Here is a 26,980-nt window from a genome sequence, read left to right as displayed (position 1 = left end):
CATGCGCGCCACGCGTCGTGACCTGATCCGCCTGGGCGCACTGGCCGCCGCCGGCTCGGCCTTGCCGACACTGGCCTGGGGCGCCGGTCCCGGAGCCGCTGCAAAACCGCTGCGCATCCTCATCCTCGGCGGCACCGGCTTCACCGGCCCGTTCCAGGTCAACTACGCGCTGGCACGCGGGCACAAGGTCACGCTGTTCAATCGCGGCAAGCGTCCGTCGCCGGAATGGCCGGGCGAAGTGGAGCAGCTGCACGGTGACCGCAATACCGGCGATCTCAAGGCGCTGGAAGGGCGTCAGTGGGACGTCGCCATCGACAATCCGACCAGTCTGCCGTTCTGGGTGCGCGATGCGGGCAGGGTGCTCAAAGGCAACATCGGGCATTACCTGTTCATTTCGACCATTTCGGTGTACGCCGACGGCTCGAAGCCGGGCATCGACGAAGGCGCGCCGCTGGCGCAGTACAAGGGCAAGGACCCGATGGCCGAGACCATCGAACGCCTGCGCGCCGATATCGAGAACCTCTACGGGCCGCTCAAGGCCCTGAGCGAAGCCGAAGCGCACACACAGTTCGGGGACAAGGTCACCATCGTGCGACCGGGGTACATCGTCGGTCCGCGCGACGAGACCGACCGCTTCACTTACTGGCCGCATCGCGTCGCCCAGGGCGGCGAAATGCTCGTGCCTGGCGATGGCAAGGATCCGGTGCAGTTCATCGACGGCCGCGACTTGGGCGAATGGATGATCCGTCTGGCCGAAGCAGGCACCACCGGCACGTTCAATGCCGTTGGTCCCAGGGACACGGTCACCATGGACGCGATGCTGGCCGGATGCGAAGCGGTCGTCGGCGGCGATCCGCGCTATACCCATGTCACCCCGGAATTCGTCGAGGCGCAAAAGATCGACCTTCCGATCTGGGTGCCGCGCCAGGCTGGTCCATTCGCCGGCTATGGGCAGGTCAGCAACGCGCGCGCCGTCGCTGCAGGCCTGACCTATCGCCCGCTCGCGACCACGGTGGCCGAGCTGATGGCCTGGTTCCGAAGCCTGCCGGGCGAGCGCCAGGCCAAACTCAATGCCGGGATCACCCGCGAGCAGGAAGCCGAGTGGCTCAGGCTCTGGCACGCCAGCAGGGGATAGGGACAAACCGGCGCGATTCGACGCCCGCGCAGGCAACGGGCAGTAGCATGTCGCAGGCGGCTTCCGTGGATGGCATGCGCATGATGTTGTTTCGAATCGGGTTGGCGATGTGGGTGATCGTCGCTGCCGTTCCTTCGATCGCCTCCGCCGCGAGCTTTCGCGTCGCTGCGCCGCAGGCGCCGCTCGAGGCCGTGGTGCAGGCAGGAACGACGCTCTCGCTGGAAGTGCGTTATCGCGACAATACGCTGGTGCGTGCAGGCCCCATCGGTCTGGATATCGACGGCCGGACGCGCGCGGAAGCGTTGCCGCCCGTCAGCGGCGAGCAACGGCGCTCGGTCGATGAAGTGATCCGGCCCGCGGTGCCAGAGAAGCGCGCACTCATCCCCGATCGCTACAACGAGCTCAGGCTCGATTTCGGCGAATCGTTGTCGGCCGTGTTCCGCGTATACGACGATGGCGTCGCCTACCGTTTCGAGACCCGCTACGACGGTGAGGTCACGATCGACAGTGAACACGCAACGTTGCGCTTCGGCGATCAGGACAAGGCATGGATCGCGCTCGCCACCTGCCGCAAGGAACCCGAGCTCGACTGCTTCCACACCAGCTTCGAGGAGAACTACACCGAAGTCGCGCTGCGCGACGTGCTGCCGGGGCGCCAGGCATTCCTGCCGCTGCTGGTGCGCACGCAGTCCGGCGCCTACGTCGGCGTCACCGAATCGGACCTGTGGGACTACCCGGGGCTGTGGCTGCGCGGCGTGCAGGGTGCGCCGACATTGCGCGCCGAGTTCGCGCGCTATCCATTGCAGGAGCGGGTGTTCGGCGGCGAATTCAAGCAGAACATGGTGATCCGGCGCGCGGACTACATCGCTCGCACCGCTGGCGATCGCAGTTTTCCGTGGCGGGTCTTCATGGTGGCGCCCGACGCCGCCGCGCTGGTCGGCAACGATCTGGTCTACCGCCTGGCGCGACCATTGGCGCTGGAGGACGTCTCGTGGATCCATCCGGGTAAGTCGACCGAGGAGTGGATCACCAGCCGTGTGCTGCACGGGGTCGACTTCGTGTCCGGCCTCAACACCGACACGTATCGCTATTACATCGATTTCGCGGCCGAGTACGGCCTCGAGTACATGATGTTCGACGCGGGATGGTCGGACAACGACGACAATACGAAACTCAATCCCGCCATCGACGTGCCAGGCCTGATCGCGTATGCGCGGAGCAAGGGCGTGCGCGTGTTGCTGTGGAACGAGGCCAACGCGCTGGAGCGCAACCTGGACGAAGCGCTGGACCGCTACGCGGCCTGGGGCGCGAGCGGGATCATGATGGACTTCATGGACCGCGACGACCAGAAGACCCTGCAGCTCTACGAGCGGGTGGCCAAGGCTGCTGCGCAGCGCCGGCTGGTGGTCAACCTGCACGGCGCGTTCAAGCCCACCGGAATGCAGCGCGCCTATCCCAACCTGCTCACGCGCGAGGGCGTGCTGGGCCACGAGTTCAACATGTGGAGCGACCGGGTCACGCCCGACCATGCCCTGACCGTGCCATTCGTGCGCATGCTCGCCGGTCCGCTGGACTGGGAAGGCGGCTCGATGCAGAACGGCACGCAAAAGACCTTCCGCGCGGTCGGCGAGCAGCCGATGAACCAGGGCACGCGCACCCAGCAGATGGCCCAGTACGTGATCTACGAAAGCCCGCTGCAGTATCTGGCCGGCACGCCCTCCGACTACCGCACCGCGCCCGAGTTCACCCGCATCCTGGCCGGCATTCCGACCACCTGGGACGAGACCCGCCCGATCGAGGGCGCGGTGGGCGACTACCTGGTGCTGGCGCGCCGTTCTGGCGACACCTGGTACGTGGCCGCGATGACCGACTGGACTGCGCGCAGCTTCGAAGTCCCGCTGTCGTTCCTGGAACAGGGCCGCTATGCGGCCACCATCGTCGCGGATGGCTTGAATGCCGATCGTTATGCGGGTGATGTGCGCATCGAACGCCAGGCGGTGGGCGCAAACGATAGCCTCACGCTGAAGCTCGCGCCCGGCGGCGGCTACGTGGCCCGGCTTGTCAGGATCGGCAGTGCGCAGGATGCGGCGCCATCGTCGCCAGCGCAGACTTCACCCTGATCGTGCGCCTCACACCCAGCCGGTCGCGTAGAACACGCCGATCACCACGAACACCGCCAACGTTTTGACCAGGGTGATGGCAAAGACATCCTTGTAGGCCTGGCGGTGGGTCAGGCCGGTGACCGCGAGCAGGGTAATCACCGCGCCGTTATGGGGCAGGGTGTCCATGCCGCCCGAGGCCATCGCTGCCACCCGGTGCATCACTTCCATCGGGATGCCCGCGGCATTTGCGTTGGCGATGAAGGTTTCCGCCATCGCCGCGAGCGCAATGCTCATCCCGCCCGAGGCCGAGCCGGTGATGCCGGCCAGGGCGGTGACGGTGACCGCTTCGTTGACTAGGGGATTGGGAATCGCACTGAGCGCATTGGCCACCACCAGGAAGCCGGGCAGGGCGGCAATGACCGCCCCGAATCCGTACTCGGACGCGGTGTTCATCGAGGCGAGCAAGGCACCGCCGATGGCCGATTTCGTGCCCTCGGCGAAGCTGGCGATCACCGGCTTCCAGGCGAACGCGAGCACCGTGGCGATCCCAACCAGCAGGGCGCCTTCCACCGCCCAGATCGCGGCCACCTTCGATACCTCCTGCACCACGGGCGCGGGCGTGCCGATTACCGCCGGAACGAACTCGTGGGTCTGCCCGTAGAAGCGCGGGATCAGACCGGTGAACAGCTTGTTGCTCACGCCCACCAGCACCAGCGGCAGGATCGCGATCAGCGGATTGGCGAGCCTGCCGCCGGCAAAGCTCGCCGGTTCGTTCACCAGCGTGGCCGCATCGCCATAGCCTTCGCCCGCGGCCAGCGCCTTGCGGCGTCGCCATTCCAGGTACGCCAGGCCCACGCCTAGGATGAAGACGCCGCCCAGGGTGCCCAGTACCGGTGCGGCCCAGGCCGTGGTGCCGAAGAACGATGCCGGAATGATGTTCTGGATCTGCGGCGTGCCTGGCAGCGCATCCATGGTGAAGGTGAACGCGCCCAGCGCGATGGTGCCGGGGATCAGACGCTTGGGGATATCGCTCTGACGGAACAACTCCGCCGCGAACGGATACACCGCGAACACCACCACGAACAGCGACACGCCGCCATAGGTCAGCAGCGCGCACACCAGCACGATCGACAGCATCGCCCGCTGTGCGCCCACGACTGCGATGGTCGCCTTGACGATCGCCTTGGAAAAGCCGGAGATCTCGATCAGCTTGCCGAACACCGCGCCGAGCAGGAAGACCGGGAAATACAGCTTCAGGAACCCGACCATCTTGTCCATGAACAGGCCGGTGAACATCGGCGCGACCAGCGACGGATCGGTCAGCAGCACCGCGCCCAGCGCCGCGATCGGGGCGAACAGGATCACGCTGTAGCCGCGATAGGCCACGAACATGAGGAAGCACAGCGCGGCGAGGACGATCAGGAACGACATTCGGGATCTCTGCAGGAACCGCCCGCGGCACTCCGGCGGCCTGTGGGAGCGGCCTTGGCCGCGAATGCCTTGGCCTCGCTTGTTTCAAGGCGAGGAGCAATCGCGGCCGAGGCCGCTCCCACAAAAGGATGTGAGCGCTGCTGGTCGGGCGCAGTCTCAGCGGCTACACCGCTCGGGCCCATTGTCCGAAGGTACAAGTGCCCGCGGCCGTGCGCCTGCCTAGTCTGCACGGCGGGCGGCGCCTGGCCGCACGCAATGCCTATCCGAGGGGAACCAAGATGAAACGCAGCACCCTGAGCCTGGCCGTCGCCACCAGTCTGCTCGCCGCCACCGCCATCCACGCCCCGATCGTGCGCGCGCAGGACGCGCCGGCACCAACGGCCGCACAGGAAGACGAAGCTGCGCCAGCCACGCTGGACGCGATCACGGTCACCGCGCGCAAGCGCGAGGAAACCCTCCAGGACGTGCCGGTCGCGGTCACCGCGTTCACGCCCGATCTGCTGGACAAGCTCAACGTCCGCGACATCGGCGACCTGGACGCACAGGTGCCCAACCTCACCATCTATGCCGCGCGCGGGTCCACCAGCACGGCCACCGTCTACATCCGCGGCGTCGGCCAGGCCGATCCGCTGTGGGGCGTGGATCCGGGCGTGGGCATCTACCTGGACGATGTCTACATCGCCCGCCCGCAGGGCGCCCTGCTGGACGTGTTCGACGTCGGCCGGATCGAGGTGCTGCGCGGCCCGCAGGGCACGCTGTACGGCAAGAACACCATCGGTGGCGCGATCAAGTACATCAGCCGCGAATTGCCGAAACAGCTCGACGGCTTCGCCTCCGTCACGGTCGGCAACTACAACCAGCTCGATGCCAAGGCCGCCATCGGCGGCCCCATCGGTGGCGAGGACAGCGGCCTGCGCGGCCGGGTGTCGGTCGCCAGCATGAACCGGGACGGCTTCGGCACCAACCAGTTCACCGGCCAGGACGTGAGCGACAAGGAAATCAACGCAGCGCGCCTGCACCTGGGGGCGTATGCGCGCGACGACCTGGACTTCCAGTTCACCTTCGACTGGCTGGACGATCAGTCAGGCGTGCGCGGCGCGAAGATGCTGGCGCCCAATCCGCTGGCACCGGGCGTGGCGCCGCTGGACGACCGCTACGACATCCGCAGCGGAATGCCCAATGTCAACGATACCGAGATGAAAGGCGTTTCGGCCACGGTCAACTGGCGTCCCAACGACAACTGGGCGCTCAAATACGTCATCGCCCGGCGCGAATCGGACACCGAGACCAACATCGACTTCGACACCCTGCCGAACAAGCTGGTCGACGTGAAGGCCTTCTACAGCGACGAGCAGGTGACCAACGAGCTGCAGGCCAACTACGACGCCGGCGGACGGGCGCGCGGCGTGATCGGCCTGTATGCGTTCAACGGCGATGCCGGTGGACAGGTGCTCAACAACTTCCTCAACCTGATCTTCGGCGATACCCAGGGCGTGGTCACCACCGAGAGCGTTGCCCTTTACAGCGACTGGACCATCGACCTGACCGACCGCCTGAGCCTGGACGTGGGCGCGCGGATCACCAGCGAGGACAAGCACGCGCGGGTCCTCAACCGCTGCTACCGGGACGCGACCTACACCGAGCTGGCACTCGCCTGCACGGCGACCAATCCCACGCCGATCGCCGCCGACTTCGACAAGTCGACCAGTTTCGAGAACGTTTCGCCCAAGGTGTCGCTGGACTACGAGATCACCCCGGACATCATGGTCTACGGCCTGGCGACCCGCGGATTCAAGTCCGGCGGCTACAACATCCGCGCGCAGTCGGTGCAGTTCCCGGAGTCGGCCGAGCCGTTCAAGGACGAACAGGTCGACAGCTACGAGATCGGCTCGAAGATGGGACTGTTCGATCAGCGTCTGTTCCTCAACCTGTCGGTGTTCCACAACAAGTACAAGGACATCCAGCTGTCGGTGTTCACCAGCTACGACAGCAATGGCGACGGGGTCGACGATGCCTTCTTCGGCGATTTCACCAACGCCGGCGCCGGCACCGTGAACGGTGCGGAAGTCGAATACCAGTGGCTGCCGACGGCGAACTGGCTGATCAGCGGCAACCTGGCATGGCTGGACGCGGAATACGACGAATTCGTCACCGGCGGCGTCGACATCTCCGATGCGCAGCGCTTCACCAACGCGCCCGAGTTCTCCGGGGCGCTGAATGTCGAATACCGCACCGATCTGGCCAATGGCGGCAACCTGTCCGCGCGCGTGGGCTATGCCTACCAGAGCGAGGTCTGGCCGACCACCGACCTGAGCCCGGCGATCCGGCAGGACGGCTACGGCCTGGTCAGCGCAGGCGTGATCTACAAGCTCAACGACGCCTGGTCGTTCTCGCTGCAGGGCACCAACCTGGCGGACAAGGAATACCGCACCACGGGTTACAACATCGCCGCGCTCGGCGTCCTCACCGGCTTCTATGGTGCGCCCCGGCAATACAGCTTGACCGCGCGCTACGACTTCTGAGCCCCATCCGGCGAGGACCAAGGCCGGTTCCGCGAAGGCGTGCGGATGCCACCTGGCACCGGGTGCGTTGCATGCGCCCGGGCCGGACCGAGGGTGTGGCATGCGCCCACGCGCGGCCGGCAGGCAACGCGGCTGACGTTCGCGGCTATCCTCGCCGGGTGAGGGGATTTCCGCCATCGGCATGCTGAGCACCGCGACCGTGATCGTCGCCGGCCTCGTGTGGCTGGCGCTGATGTTTGCCGCGGCGGTGTATGGCGAACGCCATCCTGGGGCGTTCTCGCGCCGCTGGCGCCATGTCTACGCGCTGTCGCTGGCGGTGCATTGCACCTCGTGGACGTTCTACGGCACGGTGACCCAGGCGGCCCGCTACGGCTGGCCGCTGCCGCCGACGTTCCTCGGCGCGATCCTGTTCTACCTGCTCGCCTTCGCCTTCATGGTGCGGTTGGTGCGGCTGGCGCGGGAGAGCAACGCGACTTCGCTGGCCGACCTGATCGCCACCCGGTTGGGCAGGGATCCGTGGCTGGCGGCCACCGTGACCCTGGTCGCCGCGCTCGGGCTGGTCCCCTACATCGCGCTGCAGCTCAAGGCCGTGACCATGAGCTTCGCCACGCTCACCGGCGAAGCGCGCGGAGGTGCGGACGTGGCGCCGTGGCGCGACGGTGCGCTGTACGTGGCCCTGGCCATGGCGGTGTTCGCCATGCTGTTCGGCACCCGCCGTGCCAGCGCCACCGAGCACAACCGCGGCCTGGTGCTGGCGATCGCGTTCGAATCGCTGTTCAAGCTGGTGGCGATGCTGGTCCTGGGCCTGTTCGTCTGGCTTGCGCTCGACATCCCGGCCGTCACCGTACCGGTTGCGCCCGCGTCCGCGCAGGCTGGCGGCTTCGTCCCGCTGGTGCTGCTGGGCGCGCTGGCCATGTTCATCCTGCCGCACCAGTTCCACATCGGCGTCGTCGAATGCCGCGACGAACGCGACATCCGCAGCGCGCGCTGGCTGTTTCCGCTGTACCTGGTGCTGATCGCGCTGCCTACGCTGCCGCTGGCCCGGGCCGGCGTGGCCTTGCTGGGCGATGCGGTGCCCTCGGACATGTACGCGCTGGCGCTGCCCGCCTCGCAGGGCCATGGCGGTATCGCACTGTTCGCTTTCCTGGGCGGGCTGAGCGCCTCCACCGGCATGGTGGTGGTCAGCACCCTGGCGCTGAGCCTGATGATCGGCAATCACTGGTTCGCCCCGGGCCTGCTGCGCGGCGCATGGTCTGGGCAGGGCGATGATCGCCGCGGCGACCTGCTGCGCCTGCGCCGCGCCTGCATCGTGGCCATCATGCTGCTGTCGTGGAGCTATGCGCGCCTGGTGGGCGGCAGCGACGCGCTGGCCGACATCGGTGCGGTGTCGTTCTCGGCCTTGGCCACCCTGGCACCGGCGCTCGCATTCGCGGTGTGGCGCCCGCGCACGCCGCCGCGCGCGGCGACCGTCGGCGTAATGGTCGCGTTCATGGTGTGGGCCTGGGTGATGCTCACGCCGCTGCTGGCTGCGACCTTCGGCGCGAAGGCCGACTGGATCGCAGGCGGCCCCTTCGGTTGGACGTGGTTGTCACCCGACGCGCTGTTTGGGCTGACCGGATGGAGCCGGCTGGGTCGTGCGGTGGGCGCGAGCTTCTTCGCCGGCACCCTGGCGATGGTGCTGCTGTCGCTGCAGCGCCCGCGCATCGCCGGCGCTCAGACGCGCGGCTTCGACGCGCAAACCCTGCGCCGCGCCGCAACCCGCTTCCTGCCCGCCATGCAGGTGGACGCGCTGCTGGCCGACGCACCGCGCGGAGGTGCGGTGCCCGCGCGCATCGAGGAGCGCCTGGAACGCGAATTGTCCGCGGTACTGGGCGCCGCATCGGCGCGCCTGCTGCTGGATGCCGCGCGGCGCGAGGTCGGCGCCGACCTGGACACGGTCGCGGCCATCGTCGGCGAGGCCTCGCAGGACCTGCGCTTCAACCAGCGCCTGCTGGAAGGCGCGCTGCAGAACATGTCGCAGGGCATCAGCGTGGTCGATGCGCAGCTGCACCTGGTCGCCTGGAACCGGCGCTATGCCGAACTGTTCGGCTTTCCCGATGCGTTGCTGCAGGTTGGCCGGCCGATCGCCGAGATCAGTCGCTGGGCGCTGCGCCATGTCGAAGGCGCGGACGACGTGGAAGCGGCCCTGCAGCGACGCCTGGCGCATATGCGCGCGGGAACGCCGCATCTGTCCGAACGCCGGTTTCCAGACGGCAGCATCGTCGAGATCCGCGGCAACCCCATGCCCGGCGGTGGCTTCGTCGCCACCTTCACCGACGTCACCGCGTTCCGCCATGCGCAGGACGAGCTGCGCCGCAGCAACGAAACCCTGGAGCAGCGGGTCGACGAGCGCACCGCGCTGCTGCAGGCGGCAAAGCACGAGGCCGAGCGTGCCAACGAGGCCAAGACCCGCTTCCTGACCGCCATCGGCCACGACCTGCTGCAGCCGCTGCACGCGGCGCAGCTGTTCACCGACGCGCTGTCCCAGCAGGTCGAAGGCGAGCCGCGTCGCGATGCGTTGCAGAACAAGCTGCTGCAGATCCGCGGCGCGCTCGATTCCACCACCGACCTGCTCACCGGCTTGCTCGACATGTCGCGACTGGAAGCGGGCGGGCTGGTGCCCGAGCCGCGCGACTTCCCGCTGGCCGAGGTACTCGAACCGCTGGCGTCCGAGTTCGCCGCCATGGCCGCCGAGCGCGGCCTGCGCTTTCGACATGTATGCAGCGGTGCCTGGACCCATACCGATCCCCAGCTGCTGCGCCGCATCCTGCAGAATTTCCTGGCCAATGCGGTGAGCTACACCGCACGCGGTACGGTCCTGCTCGGCGTGCGTCGTGCAGGAGACGCGCTGCGCATCGAAGTGCACGACACCGGGTCGGGCATCGCGCCGGAGCTGCAGCAGGCGATCTTCGAGGAATTCCGGCGTGGCGACGATGCGGCCGGGCAGGGGCTTGGACTGGGACTTTCCATCGCCGACCGGATCGCGCGCCTGCTGGGTGCACCGATCGCCCTGCGCAGTGCGCCTGGCAGCGGCACCACATTCTCGCTGCTGTTGCCGAGCGTGCAGGCGCAGCGCACCGCAGCCGCGCCGCAGCCCGGCGCACGCGGCTACCCGGGCTTGCGCGTGCTGGTGGTCGACAACGTGCCGGCCGGGCTGCAGGCGCTGCAGGCGATGCTCGAACGGTGGGGATGCACGGTCTCGGCCGTCGCCGACGGCGATGCCGCACTGGCGGCGGAAGCGCTGCATCCTGCCGATCTGTGGCTGCTCGACTTCCATCTCGACGCCGGCGATACCGGCGTCGCCCTGTACCAGCGCCTCGTCAACGCTTGCGGCCCGCGTCCCGCCGTGATCCTCAGTGCCGACCATGGCGATCAGGTGCGGCGCGCGGTGATGGAAGCCGGCTTGCCGCTGCTGCCAAAGCCGGTCAAGGCGCTGGCGCTGAAGTCGGTGATGGATCGGGCGCTGGCGGCCAGGCCGCCCTCGACGCTGGACGCCGGCCGGCCCCTGATGGCATGACCGCGAGAGCGCCAGCGCAAGCCGGTCTATCGAGCCGGTTCATTTCCCCTGCGAAATATATTTAACCAAAGGGTTGACAATCGTCTGCAGACGCGTATATTCAACCATATGGTTAAGCAATATCCAGAACGCCTCGACGCCGTATTCGGCGCGCTGGCCGATCCGACCCGCCGCGCGATGCTGCGCGAGCTGGCTGCGCAGCCGCGCACCATCGGCGAACTCGCTGCCCCGTTCGAGATCTCGCTGGCCGGGGCCTCGAAGCACATCCAGGTGCTCGAACGCGCCGGGCTGATCCAGCGCGAGGTGCAGGGCAGGGTGCATACCTGTCGGCTCGATGCGCGCCCGCTGCATGCCGGCGCGGAATGGCTCCGTCATTACGAGCGCTTCTGGAACCAGAAACTCGACGTGCTTGAGGCCATTCTCAAGGCCGAGGACGCGTCGAAGCGCGTCGCGAAACCAGCGGCCAGATCCGCCCGAAAATCTCCCACCACCAGGAGGAAACCATGAACATCGCCATTGCCGAAGCCGAGTACGGCGTCGTGACCGCCCCCGATACCGTGCGGATCCAGCGTCTGCTGCCCGGACCGGTCGAACGCATCTGGGCCTACCTCACCGAAAGCGACCTGCGCCGGCAGTGGCTGGCCGCAGGCGAGATGGACCTGCAGGTTGGCGCGCCGTTCGAACTGGTCTGGCGCAACGAGGAGCTGTCCGATCCGCCCGGGCAGCGGCCCGAAGGCTTCTCCGAGGAGAGCCGGATGCAAAGCACCATCGTCGAGTTCGATGCGCCGCGCCGCCTCGCCTTCACCTGGGGTGGGGGCGATGTGACGTTCGAGCTCGAACCGAAAGGCGAGCAGGTGCTGCTCACCGTGCTCCACCGCGGCATCTCCGACCGGTCGAACCTGCTCAAGATCGGCGCCGGCTGGCATATGCACCTCAACGTCCTGGCTGCACGCACGAAGGGCCACAAGCCCGAACCGTTCTGGGACGGCTGGAGCCGGCTGCGCGCCGAATACGATCGCCGCGTGCCGGCCTGACCGCACGCCGGTCCGCCCGCACTTCAACCTACAACAGACAGGCGCCGTGGTCCGCCACGGCGCAACGGATGATGCTTGCCATGAACAAGGTCCGGATCTTCGCGTTGGTCGTCGCCCTGGCGACCGCGCCCGCACAAGCGGCTGCAGTACAGGCTACCTCGCTCACGCCGATGCCAGAGACACTGGAAGTGCGTTACGCACTGAGCGCGCTGCCGGCTGCGTTGCGCGACGCAGCGACCGTGCACGTCCTCGATCCCGCAACGGGCTACCGCGTCGCCCGCCGCGGAACCAGCGGCCTGGAATGCCTGGTGCAGCGCACTGCCTGGGAGCACGGCGAATTGCGCGACGACATCTACATCCCGCTGTGCTACGACGCGGTGGGCGCGCGCACCTACCTGAAGGTCATCATGGATACGGCCGCGCTGCGTGTGAGCGGCATCGATGCCGCTGCGTTGAAAGCAAGAGTCGAGCAACGTTACGCAGACGGAACCTACCGCGCTCCCGAGAAATCGGGCGTGTCGTACATGGTGGCGCCGGTGATGCGCACGGCCGGGCCGCCCGACATGCAGATCCACACCATGGCGATGCCGCACCTCATGTACTACGCGCCGGGCATCAGCAACGCGGATATCGGCGCCAAACCAGATCTCGCCGATCCCGCGACCCTGGTGTACCCGCTCATCGACCGCCAGGGCAACGACGAGCAGAGCTACGTGGTCCAGCTTCTGGGCGAGACGGAGAAGGCGAAGATCCTGGCCGACGAGCGGGAGCTGCTGCACGCGCTGTGTGCGCATCGCGAGGTGCTCTGCCTTGCCGGCATGAAGCACTGACGGCGCTGTTCTGCGGCCAGTGGACGGGGTGCACCTCCGACTCCATCCGGCCACAGCGCCATAACTCCAGCACTCCAGCACCTGCGCCACGATGCGTGCCGAACGCCTGGCCCGATCGCAATGAACCTCGTTCGATCGGTCAGCGTGCTGTCTTCCACCCCAGTACGAGAAGAGAGACAGACATGAGCAAGGCCTATACCGGCGGATGCGCCTGCGGCGCGATCCGTTACGAGATCTCCGACGAACCGATCGTCATGAACGACTGCCAATGTCGCGACTGCCAGAAGGCAAGCGGCACCGGGCACGGGTCCTATCTGAGCTTTCCGAGCAGGCAGCGCGTGAAACTCGGGGGCGTGGCGACCCGGCGGGACATCGTTGCCGATAGTGGCAACGTCAAGACACACGCGTTCTGCCCGACGTGCGGTTCCCCGGTCTATTTGACGTTTGCGGCTGCGCCGGATGTTTTCACCGTGCATGCCGGCAGCCTCGACGATCCGGGCCGGTACAAGCCGCAAATGACGACTTATCGCGTGCGCGGATACCCGTGGGACCAGCTTGATCCGGCCGTGCCGAAGTTCGACGGGATGCCGCCGGGGTGATCGATCCGGACATCGATATCGATGCGCAAGTTGGCAGGTGGGGAATACTCCGTTCGATGGCCCCGGAGAAGCGATAGCGGCCGCGAATGAGCGCCCTGGCGCGATTCGGACCGACGTGTCGATTTCGGGATGCTCCACCCGTCGAATGGGAGGCAGACAGGACAATCCACCCACATGAACAGCTCCGCATCCGCTTCTTCTTTCCCGGTCGATCGCAACTGGTCCCTGGTCGCGGCCGGCGCGGTCCTCGGTTGTGTGGGCATTGGCGTGTTGTTTGCGCTGGCGGTGCTGCTGCAGCCGATGAGCAGCGATACCGGCTGGTCGCGCGCCGGCCTGTCCAGTGCGATGACGCTGGCTTTCGTCAGTGGCGGCTTCGCCGGCTTCGGCTGGGGCATGCTCAGCGATCGCTACGGACCGCGGGTGTGCGTGCTGGCCGGTTCCGTGCTGCTGGGCCTGGCCTGCGTGCTGGCGAGCCGGGCGGATAGCCTGCTGGAGTTCCAACTCAGCTACGGGTTGCTGCTGGGCGTCGCGGTCGCCAGCTTCTTTGCGCCGGTGATTGCGGCGACAGCCTCGTCGTTCGAGCGGCGCCGCAACCTGGCGATCTCGCTCGTGTCGGCAGGGGTCGGCGTGGCGCCGATGACGATGTCGCCGCTGGTGGCCTGGCTGGTGACGCAGCACGACTGGCGCAGCACCCTGCTGATCGTGGGCGTGCTGGCCTGGGCGCTGACCCTGCCGGCAGTCTGGTTCGTGCGTGCCGCACCGGCGCCCGCCGCCTCGGCCGAGGACATCGCGACCAGGGGCAGCCAAAGCCTGACCGCAAGGCAGGCGTTGCGTTCAAAACCTTTCATCGTGCTGGCATTGGCCTACTTCGCCTGCTGCGCGGCGCATTCGGGCCCGATCTTCCACACGGTGAGCTACGCGGTCGGCTGCGGCCTGTCGGTGACCGCCGCGGTGACGATCTACAGTATGGAAGGCGCCGCCGGGCTGGGCGGACGGCTGCTGTTCGGCGTCCTGGCGGACCGGCTGGGCGCCAAGCCGGTGCTGGTGGCCGGCTTGCTGGTGCAGGCCCTTGCGGCCGCGGCCTATCTCGGTGCGAGCCAGCTCACCGGCTTTTACGCCGTGGCAATCGTGTTCGGCCTGGCCTACGGCGGCACCATGCCACTGTATGCCTCGCTGGCACGCGAAGCGTTCTCGCCGCGCATTCTCGGCACGGTGCTGGGAGCGGCGTCGTTGCTCTCGAGCATGGGCATGGCGCTCGGTCCGCTGCTGGGCGGCTGGCTGTACGACCGCTTCGGGTCCTACACCTGGCTGTACATCGGGTCGATGTCGGTGGGTCTGGCGGCAGCGGCCATCGCGTTGCTGTTCCCGTCCGCGCGCAAGCCTTTGGTGGGTGGCGGTCGCCAGCCCGTGCTGCAGACCTGAGCGTAGCCGGGTGCATTCCGCGCGTCGTGCTGCGGACCGCCAGGACGGGGAATCCCGTGACCTCGTAACCGGGTCATAACCGGAGGACCACTGACAGCGTAACCGCGGCTGTTGAACCATGCGCCGACTGGTTCTGCATGGCGCACACATGTCTCTGGAAGTCCGCGGATTGACCAAGCTGTTCGGCGGCAGGCCGGTGGTCCACGATGTCTCGTTCGAAGTCGGAACTGGCGAGCTGGTCGCGCTGCTGGGTCCAAGCGGCAGCGGCAAGAGCACCATCCTGCGCATCCTTGCCGGGCTGACCCTGGCCGACGCAGGCACGGTGCTGGTGGACGGCACCGACATGACGGAGTTGCCGCCGCAGTCCCGCGACCTGGGGTTCGTGTTCCAGAACTATGCGTTGTTCGACCACCTGACCGTGGCCGACAACGTGGAGTTCGCGCTGCGGGTACGCGGCGTGGATCGCCGCCAGCGCCAGGGGCGCCGGGATGAACTGCTGGAGCTGGTGGGCCTGGGCGGAAGCGGGCGCAAGTATCCGGCCCAGCTTTCCGGCGGACAGCGCCAGCGCACCGCGTTGGCGCGCGCGCTGGCGCACCGGCCGCGCATGCTGTTGCTGGATGAACCTTTCGGTGCGCTCGATGCACGCATCCGCCAGGAGCTGCGGCAAGGGCTGCGCGAGCTGCTGAAAAAGCTCGGCACCACCGCGGTATTCGTCACCCACGACCAGGAAGAGGCCTTCGCGGTAGCCGACCGGATCATGGTGTTGCATCGCGGTCGCCTGCTCGAGGATGGACCGCCGCACGAGCTTTACGTGCAGCCGCGTACCGAATTCGTCGCCGGTTTCGTCGGGCGTGCCAACCTGCTTCCGGGAGAGTTGACGTCGGAAGGCGCGCGCGTGCGCCTGGACACCTCGCGCGCGTCGGCCGATACCGTGCCCCGGCGCGTCAAGGTGCTGCTGCGCCCGGAAAAGCTGATTTTGTTGCGCGGCGATGCGCCGGTGCCTGCCGACCGGGATGTGTTCACCCACGCGGCGGAAGTCGAGCGCGTGGAGTACCTGGGGGCAAGCGAGCGCGTGCACGTCCGGGTCGAGGCAGCGGGCGGGCGTCGACATCATCTGGAGTCGCTGCGCAGCATCGACACCGCGCGACTGCTGCCGCTGCGGGCGGGCGATCGGGTGACGTTGTTCGCCAACGAGCTGCATGCCATCTCGCGGCCCAGCCTGCGTCTGCTCGTGATCGCGCCCGGCGATGCCGGCGGTCATGCGCTGCTGCGTTCGGCGTTGGCCTACGGCGAGCGCCAGCATGCCCTGGTGACCGTGCTTGGACCCGCCGTGGGCGCGCCGGAGCTGCATGCGCCGCTTGAACAGTACCGTCAGTTGTTCGCGGGAGATCTGCGGCTGATCAACACGCGAACCTCCGGAATCGACCTGTGGGAAGCGGCACGCGTCCATCTGGCCGGCGAAAGCTACGACCTGGTGCTGTTGCCCGCCTCGATGCGGTCGCCAGACAGGGTGTGCGGACTGCTCAAGAACGTCGATGCCCGCCAGTTCTGGCTGGCGGCCGCCGGCGTGGATCCGCTCGTCGCCGGGACGGACGCACGGTGGTTGGTGCTGCTGCGCGCGTTTTCAGCCGCGCAGCCCAACATCAGTCTGTTGGCAGAAATGGTCGAGGAGCTCAAGGCGGCAATCGAAGTGCGCGATCTCGAGGGTGCGGTGCATCCGGCGGAACCGCCACCGCGCTGGCACGACGCGCTGGCGCTGCGCAGCATCCCGTTCACCGTTGATGTACCCGCGGCTGAAACCACTCCGCAGGACCCGGCCGCCTACTTTGGCGACTCCGCCGACGCGATCGCCATCGATCTGGGGCCGCGCTCGGCGCTGGATGCCCGGCAGCAATCCTGGCTGCAAGCGCTGGATGGACGCCCCACGCTCCTGATGGTGCAACCGGACGCCACCGACCTGGCACTGCGTCCCAGGACCGATCTGCATTCGTACTTTGGCGGCGTCGCCTCGCCACCCAGGACGCCCCCCGTTTCAAGCATCTGGAGCCAACAATGATGACGATCCGAGCCTTGCGCAAAACCCGCGCCGTGGCACCCGGTTATGCCGCTGCCCTGGCCATGTTTGCGGCTTTCGCGCTGTCGGCCTGCGGCGCGGAAGCGCCGCAGCAGGCAGGCGCCGATCCCGAGGTGCCGGCGACCGCCGCCGCCAATCTCATGAACGTGTCGTACGACCCGACCCGCGAGCTGTATGCGGAGTTCAACCCCGCCTTCTCCCGGCAGGAGCAGGCGGGTGGCCATCCGGCGGTGGATGTGCGCATGTCGCACGGTGGTTCTGGCAAGCAGGCGCGTGCCGTGATCGACGGACTCGAGGCCGACGTGGTTACGCTGGCCCTGGCGGCGGACGTGGATGCGATCGCCGAACGCGGACTGATCGAACCCGGCTGGCAGGCCGAGTTCCCGGACAACAGCGCGCCCTATACCTCGACGATTGTCTTTCTCGTGCGTCGGGGCAATCCCAAGGACATCCATGACTGGCCGGACCTGGCGCAGAACGGCGTCGCAGTTGTCACCCCGAATCCCAAAACCTCAGGCGGAGCCCGCTGGAATTACCTGGCCGCCTGGGGTGCGGTGCTCAGGCGCGGCGGGACCGATGCCGACGCGCAACAGTTCTTGACGCGTGTCTTCAAGTCGGTGCCGGTCCTCGACACCGGCGCTCGCGGCTCCACCAACACCTTCGTCCAGCGCGGGATCGGCGACGTGCTGCTGGCATGGGAGAACGAAGCGATCCTGACCCTGGAAGAATTCGGTAGCGAGCGCTTCGAGATCGTCCGTCCCTCGATCAGCATCCTTGCCGAACCGACTGTCGCCATCGTCGACAAGGTCGCGCGCCAGCACGGCACCGAGGCGCTCGCCAAGCGCTACCTCAACTATCTCTATGATCCGGCCGGTCAGCGCCTGGCGGCCAAGCATCATTTCCGGCCTCGCGACCCCAAGATACTGGCCGAATACGCCAAGGATTTCCCCGAGCTGGAGCTGTTCACGATCGATGAGCAGTTCGGGGGTTGGTCGAAGGCGCAATCCGAGCACTTCGCCGATGGCGGTCGTTTCGACACCATCTTCGCGGCCCGAGAACTCTGAGCATGTCGGTTGCGGCGGACGCCGGGCGCTTGCCTGGGACGAGGCGCCGGATCCGGGCACACCCAGGATTCCGCCTCACCCTGGGCATCACGCTGACCTACCTCGGCATCATCGTGTTGCTGCCGATCGCCGCGGCCTTCCTGAAGCTGCTCGACGTGTCGCCGTCGGAGATCTGGCGGATCGCCACCAGTGAACGGGCGCTGGCCGCCTACCGGCTGAGCTTCGGGTTGTCGTTCACCGCCGCCGCGCTCAACCTGGTGCTCGGCACGATCACGGCCTGGGTGCTGGTCCGTTACCGCTTTCCCGGGCGTCGCATTCTGGACGCGATGATCGACCTGCCGTTCGCGCTGCCGACGGCCGTGGCGGGGATCGCGCTGGCGACGCTGTACGCCGGCAACGGCTGGCTGGGCCGTCCGCTGGCGGCGCTGGGCGTGGAAGTCGCTTTCAAGCCGCTGGGTATCCTGGTGGCGCTGGTATTCGTCGGGCTGCCGTTCGTGGTGCGAACGGTGCAGCCCGCGCTGCAGGACCTCGACCCGGCATTCGAAGAGGCGGCCTCCACGCTCGGCGCGAGCCGGGGGCAGGCGATCCGTCATGTGGTGGGACGCGCGATCATGCCCGCTGCGCTGACCGGGTTCACGCTGGCGTTTTCGCGCGCCGTGGGCGAATACGGGTCGGTGATCTTCATCGCCGGCAACATCCCGTTCGTGTCCGAGATCGCACCCTTGCTGATCGTGGTGCAGCTCGAGGAATACGACTACGGATCCGCAACGGTGCTGGCGGTTGCGATGCTGGTGATTTCGTTCCTGATGCTGCTGGTCATCAACCTCGCCCAGCGCTGGAACAGCAGTTCGCGTCGAGCGGGATGAGCATGCATCGCGACCACAGCCCCGCTCTGCGCGATCCGCCCTTGTTGAAGGTGGGGCTGATCCTGCTCACCGTGGTGTTTCTGCTGGTGTTTCTCGGGTTGCCCATGGTCGTAGTCTTCAGCCAGGCCTTCGCTGGTGGCTACGAAACTTACATCGCGGCGCTCAACCAGCCCGATGCGCGCGCCGCACTGAAACTGACCCTGACCGTCGCGGCGATCGCCTTGCCGCTGAACGTCGTGTTCGGCATCGCCGCCGGCTGGGTGCTGAGCCGGTTCCACTTCCGTGGCAGAAGCCTGCTGGTGACATTGATCGACCTGCCGTTTTCGATCTCGCCTGTGGTCGCCGGCCTGGTCCTGGTGTTGCTGTTCGGCAGCCAGGGCTGGTTCCAACCCATCCTGCAGGCAACCGGGTGGAAGGTGGTCTTCGCGGTACCGGGCATCGTGCTGGCGACGCTGTTCGTGACCCTGCCGTTCGTGGCACGCGAGCTGATCGCGTTCATGCAGGAGCAGTCCACCGACCCGGAGCAGGCCGCCTACACGCTGGGTGCCGGAGGCTGGCGCACGTTCTGGCACGTTACGCTGCCATCGATCCGCTGGAGCCTGCTTTACGGCATCCTGCTGTGCAATGCCCGGGCCATGGGCGAGTTCGGCGCCGTTTCGGTGGTGTCCGGGCATATCCGTGGGCAAACCAACACCATGCCGCTGCACGTCGAGATCCTCTACAACGAGTACGACTTCACCGCCGCGTTCGCGGTCGCGTCGCTGCTTGCGATGCTGGGACTCGTCACTCTGTTTGCGAAGAGCTGGATTGAGCATGCGCATCCGCTCAGGGGGCAGGGTTGATGGCCGCCGGCAGGCCGCTCAGGCTCCTGCATCTGTTGCTCGCCAGCCACGTCGGGCTGGTCGCACTGCTGGCGTTGCTGCTGCTGGCCACCGGAACCGGCATCATCCATGCGTCCCTGGTCGAGCGGGCGCAGGCCCAGGTCGCCCAGGCCGCGACCGAGGCCCAGGCGCGGTTGCTTTACCAGCGCCAGGACCTGGCGGTCGTTGCCGGACTGCTGGTGGAGCGGCCGACGTTGCGTCGGTTCCTGGCGCGTGCCGATGCGAGTGCAGCACGCGCGTTCGTCGATGATTTCCGTCGCACTGGGCGGCTCGACTACATCGGCGTCTTCCGGCATGGCGTCCTGTTCGCCGAGTCCGGATCTCCGCCCGCGAACCTGATGAGCAACGGGCTGCAGTTCGGCGCGGACGGCGAGCAACGCTGGCTGGTCGCGTCCGAAGCCGTCGAGTCTCCGCCCGGGCATCGCGTGGTCGTCGCCAGACAGCTGACGGTGGAAGCGCTGGACTTGAACGACGAGGCGGTACGGGTGCAGTTGCTCGCACCAACCGCCCGGGCGTCCGATGGACTTGGAACGGCGATCCGCCACGTGCTGGTCACCGGCTCGGGAGAGACCCTGAAGGAACCGACCGGCGACGCAGCCGCGATCCACCTCGAGCCCGTGCGCAGAGAGCCGGGAGGCATCGAGGCGGTGCTGGTGACCAGCCTGCCGCGTTCGGCGCTCATCAGCGAACTGCTGGAATGGTTGTTCGCCTTCATGGCCGGTTCGCTGGCCATGGTGGCGGTGGCCGTTGCAGTTGCAGTCTGGCTGGCGCGACGGATCGCCGATCCGTTCGCCCAGCTCGCGGCGGCCGCAGAACGCCTTGGTGTCGGCAACCTGGAGGGCCGCATCCGGCGACCAGATACGCGCCTGGTCGAACCCAATGCCTTCGCGCGCAGCCTCGAGGACATGCGCCTGCAGATCCGTGCCTTGGCCGAGAACGAGCGTCACCAGCGCAATGAACTCGACATGGTGCTCGACGGCGTGGGCGATGGCATCGTTGCCATGGATGCCGACGAGAACGTGATCTATGCCAACCGCCGCTTCCTGGAACTGCTCGACCTGAAGGAAGCGGACGTGATCGGCCGGCGCTTCGATGACGTACTGTCCGCACTGCCAGGCCAGGGTCTGGAGGCGGGGCAGGCGACAACGCCGTTGCAGCAGGCACGCCTGAAGGGCTCGGCGCACGCCACCGGCGACTATCGGGTCGGCGGCGGCGCCCGCAAGCTGGTGATCAGGAGCTATGCGCCTTCCCGGAACCGGCAAGTGGCCATCGTGCGCGAGGAAACGCCTGCAGAGGCGTCGCGGGTCATGCGCGACGCGATCGTCGCCAATCTCTCGCACGAGTTCCAGACGCCGATCGCCGCGCAGATCGCGTCGATCGAATTGCTCCAGGACCATCTGGCGGGGCGCGGGGATGACACCGCCAAACGCCTGGTCGATGCCCAATTCCGGGGGGCGCTGCGGCTCTCCCAGCTCGTCGACAACCTGCTCGACAGTGTCCGCCTGGAACACGGCGAACTGCGGCTGCGACGTGATCAGGTGGATCTGGTGAAGCTTGTGGAAGAGTGCGCCGAGCTGATGCGCCCGCTGACCGAACAACGCAATCAGAAAGTCGCCTTGCATCTTCCCGCAAGCGAACAACGGCTGACGGGCGATACCCAGCGTCTGTCGCAGGTCGTCATCAACCTGCTGGCCAATGCCAATAAGTTCGCGCCCGATGACAGCACCATCTGGGTCGACATCGTCTGGGGCGAGGAAACCGTGTCGCTCTGGGTCGAGGACGAAGGTCCGGGCATCCCGCCGATGGCGCGCACGGCGGACCTGTTCGCGCCGTTTCGCCGCGCGCCGGACCAGGAACCTTCGCAACGCGGGACCGGCCTTGGGCTGGCGATCGCGCGTGCGCTGGTCGAGCGCCATGGCGGCGAGATCGTCATCACCGAACCGCAGCGCTGCAGTGGCGCCAGGTTCGGGGTGGTACTGCCCCTGGAGGCTGCGTGCGCATTCTGATTGTCGATGACGACGTCGAACTGGTCGGCCTGCTGCGCTACGCGCTGGAGACGGCTGGCTACGAGGTGGTCGTCGCCTACGACGGCGAGCAGGCCCTGGCGGTGTTTGAACAAACCGGGCCGGACCTGGTAGTGCTGGACGTCAACCTTCCGGGCATCGACGGCTTCGGCGTGCTCGAAAAGCTGCGGCGCGACAGCGACATCCCGGTGATGATGCTGACCGTACGGGCGGACGAGGCGGACGAGGTCCGCGGGCTCGACCTCGGCGCCGACGACTACCTGCGCAAGCCGTTCAGCCCGCGCGCACTGCTGGCGCGGGTGCGCGCCCTGCTGCGACGCGGCAGCGATGGTGCCGAACCGGTGCTCGAGTCCGGCGATCTGGTTGTGGACGCGGTTCGCAGCGAGATGCGCTTCGGCGACGGTCCGCCATGCCGGTTGTCGCCGCTCGAACTCCGGTTGCTCAGGCTGTTGATGGGGCACCGCGGACGCCCGGTCGATGCCCAGCGCATCATCGTTGCGGTCTGGGCCGATCGGGACGGCGCCGATCGCGACGCACTCAAGCAGCTTGTGCATCGCCTGCGGATGAAGCTGACGCGGATCGGCGAGTCCGGCGACAGGATCGAGCACGTCCCCGGCGTCGGCTATGCCTTCGCGCCGCGCGACGGCCCCTGACCCCCGGCGCTTTTCCCGCCAATCCTTCCCGTCCACGTTGGTTCCCAGGAGGACCGATGCGCACTCCCTTTGTCCGAATTGCCGCGGCCTCGTTGCTCGTGCCAGCTGTCGTATCGTCCCCGTCGTTCGCAGGGGAGTTCAAGTTCAGCGGCTCCGCCCATTACTACTATCGCGACTTCTACGACACCCTGGCGTCTCCACCCGGCGAAACCTCCGAGATCCGGCGCCTGCGGCCGGTATTCGAATACAAGGGCGAACGCTGGTCCGCGCGCTTCATGCCCGATCTGGCGCGCGAGACCAACAAGGCGCTCGAGGCCTACGTGGACTTCACGCCCGATGCCGCCTGGGACCTGCGCGTGGGTCGGTTCAAGTCCTCCGCCAGCGTCGATCAACTCAAGTCGTCCAATGCGGTCGCGGCCACCGAAGTGAGCGGGGTGGCGTCGATGACGTCCAATCGCGACAACGGGATCCTGTTCGGTTACGGCAAGCCCAAGGACCGCTGGCGTTACGAGATCGGCGTGTTCGATGGCGCCGCCGATGATGAGGTCAAGGGTTCGCTCGATGGCGGGGCGGAAGCGGCCGCGCGCGTGGTGCGCACGTTTCCCCTCGACAAGAAGGGCGCTTTCCGCCTGGGGCTGGGCGTGAGCGGCGGCAACCGCGAGGGCGATGCGGACTATGCGCGCCTGGCGCGCTACCGCACGCCGGGCCGCTCCACGTGGTTTCGCTACCGCAGCGGTGCGTACGCCGATGGTTCGACCGGGCGCATCAGCGGTTTTGCCGACTATTACGGCGGGCCGCGGTATGCCCAGGCCGAAGTGGTGCAGTCGCGGGAGACGGTGCGCCTGGGCACCGATCGCGTCAGCGTGGCGCATCGCGGCTGGGAAGTGCAGGCCGGCTATGTGCTGACCGGCGAAGACCGCACCTATGGCGGCGTCGATCCGGGCAATTTCGTCGTGCCTGGACTGGACACGCCGGTCGCGGTCGAACTGACCGGGCGGGTAGGCCGGATCACCATCGACAACGATGCCTTCGAGGCGGTCTCCGATCCGCTATCGAATGGCCGCCGGGCGGATCTTGCCGGCCTGGCCCTGGGCCTGTGGTTCGACAACAAATGGCGGGTCACGTCGGAATTCTCGGTCGTGCGTGTCGCCAACGCGGCCAGCGGCGATAACGACACCGAGCGCGTGCTGACCGTTGCATTGGTCATGGTGTTCTGAGGCATGAGGGCGCTGCCGGCGCGACGCGCGACATCGCTGCGGTGCGGCTACGAGGACGCGACCTGCCTTGCCGGATCGCTGAGTTCGAGTTCGCGCAGCACCACGCCGGCCTGGGTGCGGTTGCGTACGTCGAGGCGCTCGAAGATTGCGGACAGGTGCGCCTTGACCGTGCGTTCCTGCACGTCGAGGCGGTCGGCGATCTGCTTGTTGAGCAGCCCCTCGGCCACCAGGGTGAGTACCCGGAACTGCTGCGGCGACAGGCTGGCCAGGCGCGCGGCCAGCGCGCTGTCGTGCGGCGAGCTCTGTGCGCGCGACACCGCCCCGCGCAATGCGGCCGGCAGCCATTGCTCGCAGGCCAGCACGCTGCGGATGGCCTCGCGCAGTTCCTCCAGCCCCGCGCTCTTGGGCAGGTAGCCGGCGGCGCCATGGTCGAGCGCACGCCGAACCACCCGCGGATCGTCGTTGGCCGAGACCACGATGACCGCCACGCCCGGGTGCTGGGCGCGCACCGCAGCCAACCCGGCCAGGCCATGGTTGCCCGGCATGTGCAGGTCCAGCAGCACCAGGTCGATGTCCGGCTCGGCATCGAGCGCCGCCAGCACGGCATCGAGCGATGCGGCTTCGCGCACCCGCAGGTCCGCGACCGCGTCCGCCGCGGCCTGCTTCAGCGCAGCGCGGAACAGCGGGTGGTCGTCGGCGATGAGCAGGGTGGGCATGTTGAAGCCATGGGTTCGGTCGCGGACAGCGTAGCTCGGGCAGGCGCAGGGCATCTGGAATCTGTGGCCGGCGCCCTGCGACGGAACGTCGCCCGATGTGGAAGGCGTCCGCTTTCGGAGAGAGGCTGCTGCGGCGCGAGCCTAGCAAGCGCGGCACAGAATGGCTTCGGACCAAAGTACGATGCCCGGGCGACGGGCGGCTTGCTAACTTGCCGTCATGAGCAGACTCCCCCTGTTGTGCCTGTCCGTCGCGTCGGCCGCACTCCTGGTAGCGTGCGCCAGCGGCGGCGGCACCCGCGACGCGAGCCCCGATATGTTCAGCCACGCCCGCAGCAGCGAGCATCGCGGCAGCGACGACCTGCTGACCGCCGGGCTGGGTCTGGAAGGCCTGCGTGCGATGACGCCGCCGGCGTTCGTCGATCCGGAAGCGCCTACGGCGGCCGAACTTCGACGGCGTGCGCTGTGGAGCAACTGGCGCGGCATCGCCGACCTGGCGCCGGGCGGCGGATACGGCGAGCTGTACGGGAGCGTTGCGCCGGTGCCGGGGCGGGAGTTCCACGCCTACGCGACCGTGCCGGGCGCCAGCCAGCCGCACCGGGTCATGGTGCAGCTACCCGATGCGTTCGATCCGGCAAAGCCATGCATCGTCGTGACCGCTTCGTCCGGTTCGCGCGGCATCTACGGATCGATCGCCGTGGCCGGTGCCTGGGGCCTGCCGAAAGGCTGCGCGGTGGCCTATACCGACAAGGGCGCAGGCACCGATTACTTCGACCTCGACGCGCAGCAGGGCATCCGCTCCGACGGCGTGACCGGCGCGCTGGGTGAAGCCGCCGATCTGGCGTTCGCGCCCGATGCCCCGGTCGGCGCCAGCGGCGTCGCCTTCAAGCACGCCCACTCGCAGGACAATCCGGAAGCCGACTGGGGCAGGCACGTCAAACAGGCGGCGCAGTTTGCGCTGCACGTGCTGGGCGAGGCCTACCCGCAACGGCGTTTCGACTTCGCCAATACCCGGGTCATCGCCGTCGGCATTTCCAACGGCGGCGGTGCCGTGCTGCGCGCGGCCGAGGACGGTGATGACTGGCTCGACGCCGTGGTCGCGGCCGAACCCAATGTCTCCGTGCGCGGCGCGCGCCCGCTCTACGACTTCACCACCCAGGCCGCATTGCTGATGCCCTGCGCGCTGCCGCATCTGGGGGTGCCGGCGATGCCGTACGCGGCGGCCCGCTGCGCGGCGCTGAAGGATGCCGGCCTGATTGCGGGCGACGACGCGGCCGCGCAGCGGCGTTCCGCATACGAAGTGTTACGCGCCAACGGCTGGTCGGACGAAGCCCTGCGCGCGGGCGCGATCAGCGTGGCCTTCGACCTGTGGCGTGCGGTCGCCACGACCTATGCCTCGGCCTACGGGCGCTACGGCGTGGACGAGCATCCCTGTGGTTATCGCTGGTCGGCGCAGGACAAGGCCCTAGCGGCGCGTGCGGCGACCACCGCCGAACGCAGCGCATGGTGGGCCGATGCCAGCGGCATACCGCCTGGCGCGGGTGTCGGCCTGCTGGACACGAAAGCCGACGCGTCGCCCGATGCCGCATTCGCCGGCCTGGCGTGCCTGCGTGCGCTGTGGGACGGGCAGGGGGCCGATGCCGACCGCGTACGCAAGGGCATCGAGGAAATCCGCGCCGGATTGCCGCGCGATGGCCTGCCCGTAGTGGTGCTGCATGGCATCGACGACGGGCTGGTGCCGATGGCCTTCACCAGTGCGCCCTACGTGGCGGCCGCGCAGGCGGCAGGGCGCGACGTGCGCTACTGGCAGGTCCGGCACGCGCAGCATTTCGATGCCTTCCTCGGCCTGCCGGTGTATGCGGCTCAGTACCTGCCGATGCTGCCGTATCTGTACGCGGCGCTGGATCGGGTCTGGGCGCACCTCGACGGTGGCGTGCCGCTGCCGGCCGATGAGCTGATCCCGACCACGCCCCGCGGCACGGGCAAGCCGCTCGCGCCCGCCAACCTTGCATTGCCGCGGTAACGCGCGCGCCGGCATCGCCGGTTCACGCCGCTTCTGGCACGCTGCGCGCACCGCCCCACGGATGCCGCCATGAAGCAGCGCCACTTCTCCATGCTGCGGGACTTCCATCTCGCCGACTGGTTCACCCTGGCCAACGCGTTCTGCGGCACCGGTGCGATTTTCGCCGCGATGCGCTTCCTGCAGGAGGGCGGCGTGCGTGACTTGCTGATCGGCATGGCCCTGATCCCCTTGGCCTTCGTCTTCGACGCGCTCGACGGCCGCATCGCCCGTTGGCGCAAGGTCGCATCGACCCTGGGGCGCGAACTGGATTCGCTCGCCGACGTGATCTCGTTCGGGGTCGCGCCCGCGGCGCTGGGCTACGCCTGCGGCCTGCAGGGCGGCTGGGACTGGATCGTGTTGAGCTACTTCGTCGGCTGCGGCGTGAGCAGGCTGGCGCGCTACAACGTCACCGCGGAAATGCTGTCGGGCGACGAGGGCAAGGTCAGGTATTTCGAAGGCACACCGATCCCGACCAGCGTGGCCATCGTCGGGCTGCTGGCGGTGGCCGCATGGGTGGGGCGCATCGGCCCGGAGCTGTGGTTCGGCATGGTCCAGCTCGGCCCCTGGCAGCTGCATCCGCTGGTGCTGCTGTATGCCCTGTCGGGATCGCTGATGATCAGCAAGACTTTGCACATCCCCAAGCCCTGAGCTGGCCGGGTTTGCGTCCGGGAGGACAGGGCAGCGGATTCGCCGTAATACGCCACGGTCCCTCGCGGTTTTGTCCGCATCCACGAGGAACGTGCGCAAAGAACAACCGGGATTGATCGCAACGCCGCTTTCCGTCACGTCCGGTTG

20 protein-coding genes are annotated in these 26,980 nt (G+C 67.7%); 18 read left to right on the top strand and 2 right to left on the bottom strand.

Annotated elements, in window-relative coordinates; genetic code table 11:
- The first annotated feature begins 1 nt into the window (after position 1).
- Both MC380_RS08765 and MC380_RS08760 read left to right on the top strand, forming a co-directional pair.
- Positions 2-1,135: an NAD-dependent epimerase/dehydratase family protein gene (locus tag MC380_RS08765; protein WP_242103661.1), complete on the top strand. Its 1,134-nt coding sequence runs from the start codon at positions 2-4 to the stop codon at positions 1,133-1,135.
- Between the two features lie 80 nt (positions 1,136-1,215).
- Positions 1,216-3,255, top strand: a complete 2,040-nt coding sequence (locus MC380_RS08760; protein WP_242164240.1) for a glycoside hydrolase family 97 protein — start codon at positions 1,216-1,218, stop codon at positions 3,253-3,255.
- Between the two features lie 9 nt (positions 3,256-3,264).
- Here the strand turns inward: MC380_RS08760 and MC380_RS08755 are convergent, their stop codons facing one another.
- Positions 3,265-4,668 carry a GntP family permease gene (locus tag MC380_RS08755; RefSeq protein ID WP_242164238.1) on the bottom strand — a complete coding sequence of 468 codons (1,404 nt, stop codon included), beginning with the start codon at positions 4,666-4,668 and terminating at the stop codon, positions 3,265-3,267.
- A 278-nt stretch (positions 4,669-4,946) separates the two neighbouring features.
- Between MC380_RS08755 and MC380_RS08750 the strand changes: the two genes are divergently transcribed.
- The 14 genes from MC380_RS08750 (at position 4,947) to MC380_RS08685 (ending at position 23,410) form a co-directional block, all read left to right on the top strand.
- Positions 4,947-7,190, top strand: coding sequence for a TonB-dependent receptor (locus MC380_RS08750; protein ID WP_242164236.1), 2,244 nt, complete (start codon positions 4,947-4,949; stop codon positions 7,188-7,190).
- Between the two features lie 181 nt (positions 7,191-7,371).
- A complete protein-coding gene (locus MC380_RS08745; protein ID WP_242164234.1) occupies positions 7,372-10,746 on the top strand; it encodes a PAS-domain containing protein in 3,375 nt (1,124 codons plus the stop codon).
- Between the two features lie 108 nt (positions 10,747-10,854).
- Entirely contained in the window at positions 10,855-11,253 is a 399-nt protein-coding gene (locus tag MC380_RS08740; RefSeq protein ID WP_242103665.1) for a metalloregulator ArsR/SmtB family transcription factor, read from the top strand.
- Positions 11,250-11,780, top strand: a complete 531-nt coding sequence (locus MC380_RS08735) for an SRPBCC family protein (protein WP_242164232.1) — start codon at positions 11,250-11,252, stop codon at positions 11,778-11,780. Before MC380_RS08740 ends, MC380_RS08735 begins: the two co-directional genes overlap by 4 nt.
- 80 nt (positions 11,781-11,860) lie before the next feature.
- Positions 11,861-12,610, top strand: a complete 750-nt coding sequence (locus tag MC380_RS08730; RefSeq protein WP_242103667.1) for a hypothetical protein — start codon at positions 11,861-11,863, stop codon at positions 12,608-12,610.
- Between the two features lie 182 nt (positions 12,611-12,792).
- The gene (locus MC380_RS08725; protein WP_242164230.1) at positions 12,793-13,209 is read left to right on the top strand and encodes a GFA family protein; all 417 of its coding nucleotides are present in this window, start codon (positions 12,793-12,795) and stop codon (positions 13,207-13,209) included.
- A gap of 174 nt (positions 13,210-13,383) precedes the next feature.
- Positions 13,384-14,631 carry an MFS transporter gene (locus MC380_RS08720; protein WP_242164228.1) on the top strand — a complete coding sequence of 416 codons (1,248 nt, stop codon included), beginning with the start codon at positions 13,384-13,386 and terminating at the stop codon, positions 14,629-14,631.
- Positions 14,632-14,749: 118 nt separating this feature from the next.
- A complete protein-coding gene (locus MC380_RS08715) occupies positions 14,750-16,687 on the top strand; it encodes an ABC transporter ATP-binding protein (RefSeq protein WP_242164226.1) in 1,938 nt (645 codons plus the stop codon).
- Positions 16,684-17,769, top strand: coding sequence for a sulfate ABC transporter substrate-binding protein (locus MC380_RS08710; protein WP_277929902.1), 1,086 nt, complete (start codon positions 16,684-16,686; stop codon positions 17,767-17,769). Before MC380_RS08715 ends, MC380_RS08710 begins: the two co-directional genes overlap by 4 nt.
- Positions 17,766-18,635, top strand: a complete 870-nt coding sequence (cysT, locus tag MC380_RS08705; protein ID WP_242103778.1) for a sulfate ABC transporter permease subunit CysT — start codon at positions 17,766-17,768, stop codon at positions 18,633-18,635. The genes MC380_RS08710 and cysT overlap by 4 nt, the downstream gene beginning before the upstream one ends.
- A complete protein-coding gene (cysW, locus tag MC380_RS08700; protein WP_242164224.1) occupies positions 18,632-19,477 on the top strand; it encodes a sulfate ABC transporter permease subunit CysW in 846 nt (281 codons plus the stop codon). The genes cysT and cysW overlap by 4 nt, the downstream gene beginning before the upstream one ends.
- Positions 19,477-21,522, top strand: a complete 2,046-nt coding sequence (locus tag MC380_RS08695; RefSeq protein WP_242103672.1) for an ATP-binding protein — start codon at positions 19,477-19,479, stop codon at positions 21,520-21,522. The genes cysW and MC380_RS08695 overlap by 1 nt, the downstream gene beginning before the upstream one ends.
- The gene (locus MC380_RS08690) at positions 21,510-22,193 is read left to right on the top strand and encodes a response regulator transcription factor (RefSeq protein ID WP_242103673.1); all 684 of its coding nucleotides are present in this window, start codon (positions 21,510-21,512) and stop codon (positions 22,191-22,193) included. Before MC380_RS08695 ends, MC380_RS08690 begins: the two co-directional genes overlap by 13 nt.
- Positions 22,194-22,249: 56 nt before the next feature.
- Positions 22,250-23,410: a porin gene (locus tag MC380_RS08685; protein WP_242164222.1), complete on the top strand. Its 1,161-nt coding sequence runs from the start codon at positions 22,250-22,252 to the stop codon at positions 23,408-23,410.
- Between the two features lie 47 nt (positions 23,411-23,457).
- Here the strand turns inward: MC380_RS08685 and MC380_RS08680 are convergent, their stop codons facing one another.
- Entirely contained in the window at positions 23,458-24,126 is a 669-nt protein-coding gene (locus MC380_RS08680; protein ID WP_242103675.1) for a response regulator transcription factor, read from the bottom strand.
- Positions 24,127-24,343: 217 nt separating this feature from the next.
- On the opposite strand from MC380_RS08680, the gene MC380_RS08675 reads away from it, so the two are divergent.
- Both MC380_RS08675 and MC380_RS08670 read left to right on the top strand, forming a co-directional pair.
- On the top strand, positions 24,344-26,146 hold the full coding sequence (locus MC380_RS08675) for a D-(-)-3-hydroxybutyrate oligomer hydrolase (RefSeq protein ID WP_242164220.1): 1,803 nt from the start codon (positions 24,344-24,346) through the stop codon (positions 26,144-26,146).
- 69 nt (positions 26,147-26,215) lie between these two features.
- On the top strand, positions 26,216-26,833 hold the full coding sequence (locus MC380_RS08670; RefSeq protein WP_242164218.1) for a CDP-alcohol phosphatidyltransferase family protein: 618 nt from the start codon (positions 26,216-26,218) through the stop codon (positions 26,831-26,833).
- Positions 26,834-26,980 lie beyond the last annotated feature (147 nt).

The organism is Lysobacter sp. M15 (genome assembly GCF_022662515.1).
GTDB lineage: Bacteria > Pseudomonadota > Gammaproteobacteria > Xanthomonadales > Xanthomonadaceae > JAKPBU01.
The sequence above is the reverse complement of the archived record's forward strand: the minus strand, read 5'-3'. Positions and strand labels throughout refer to the sequence as shown.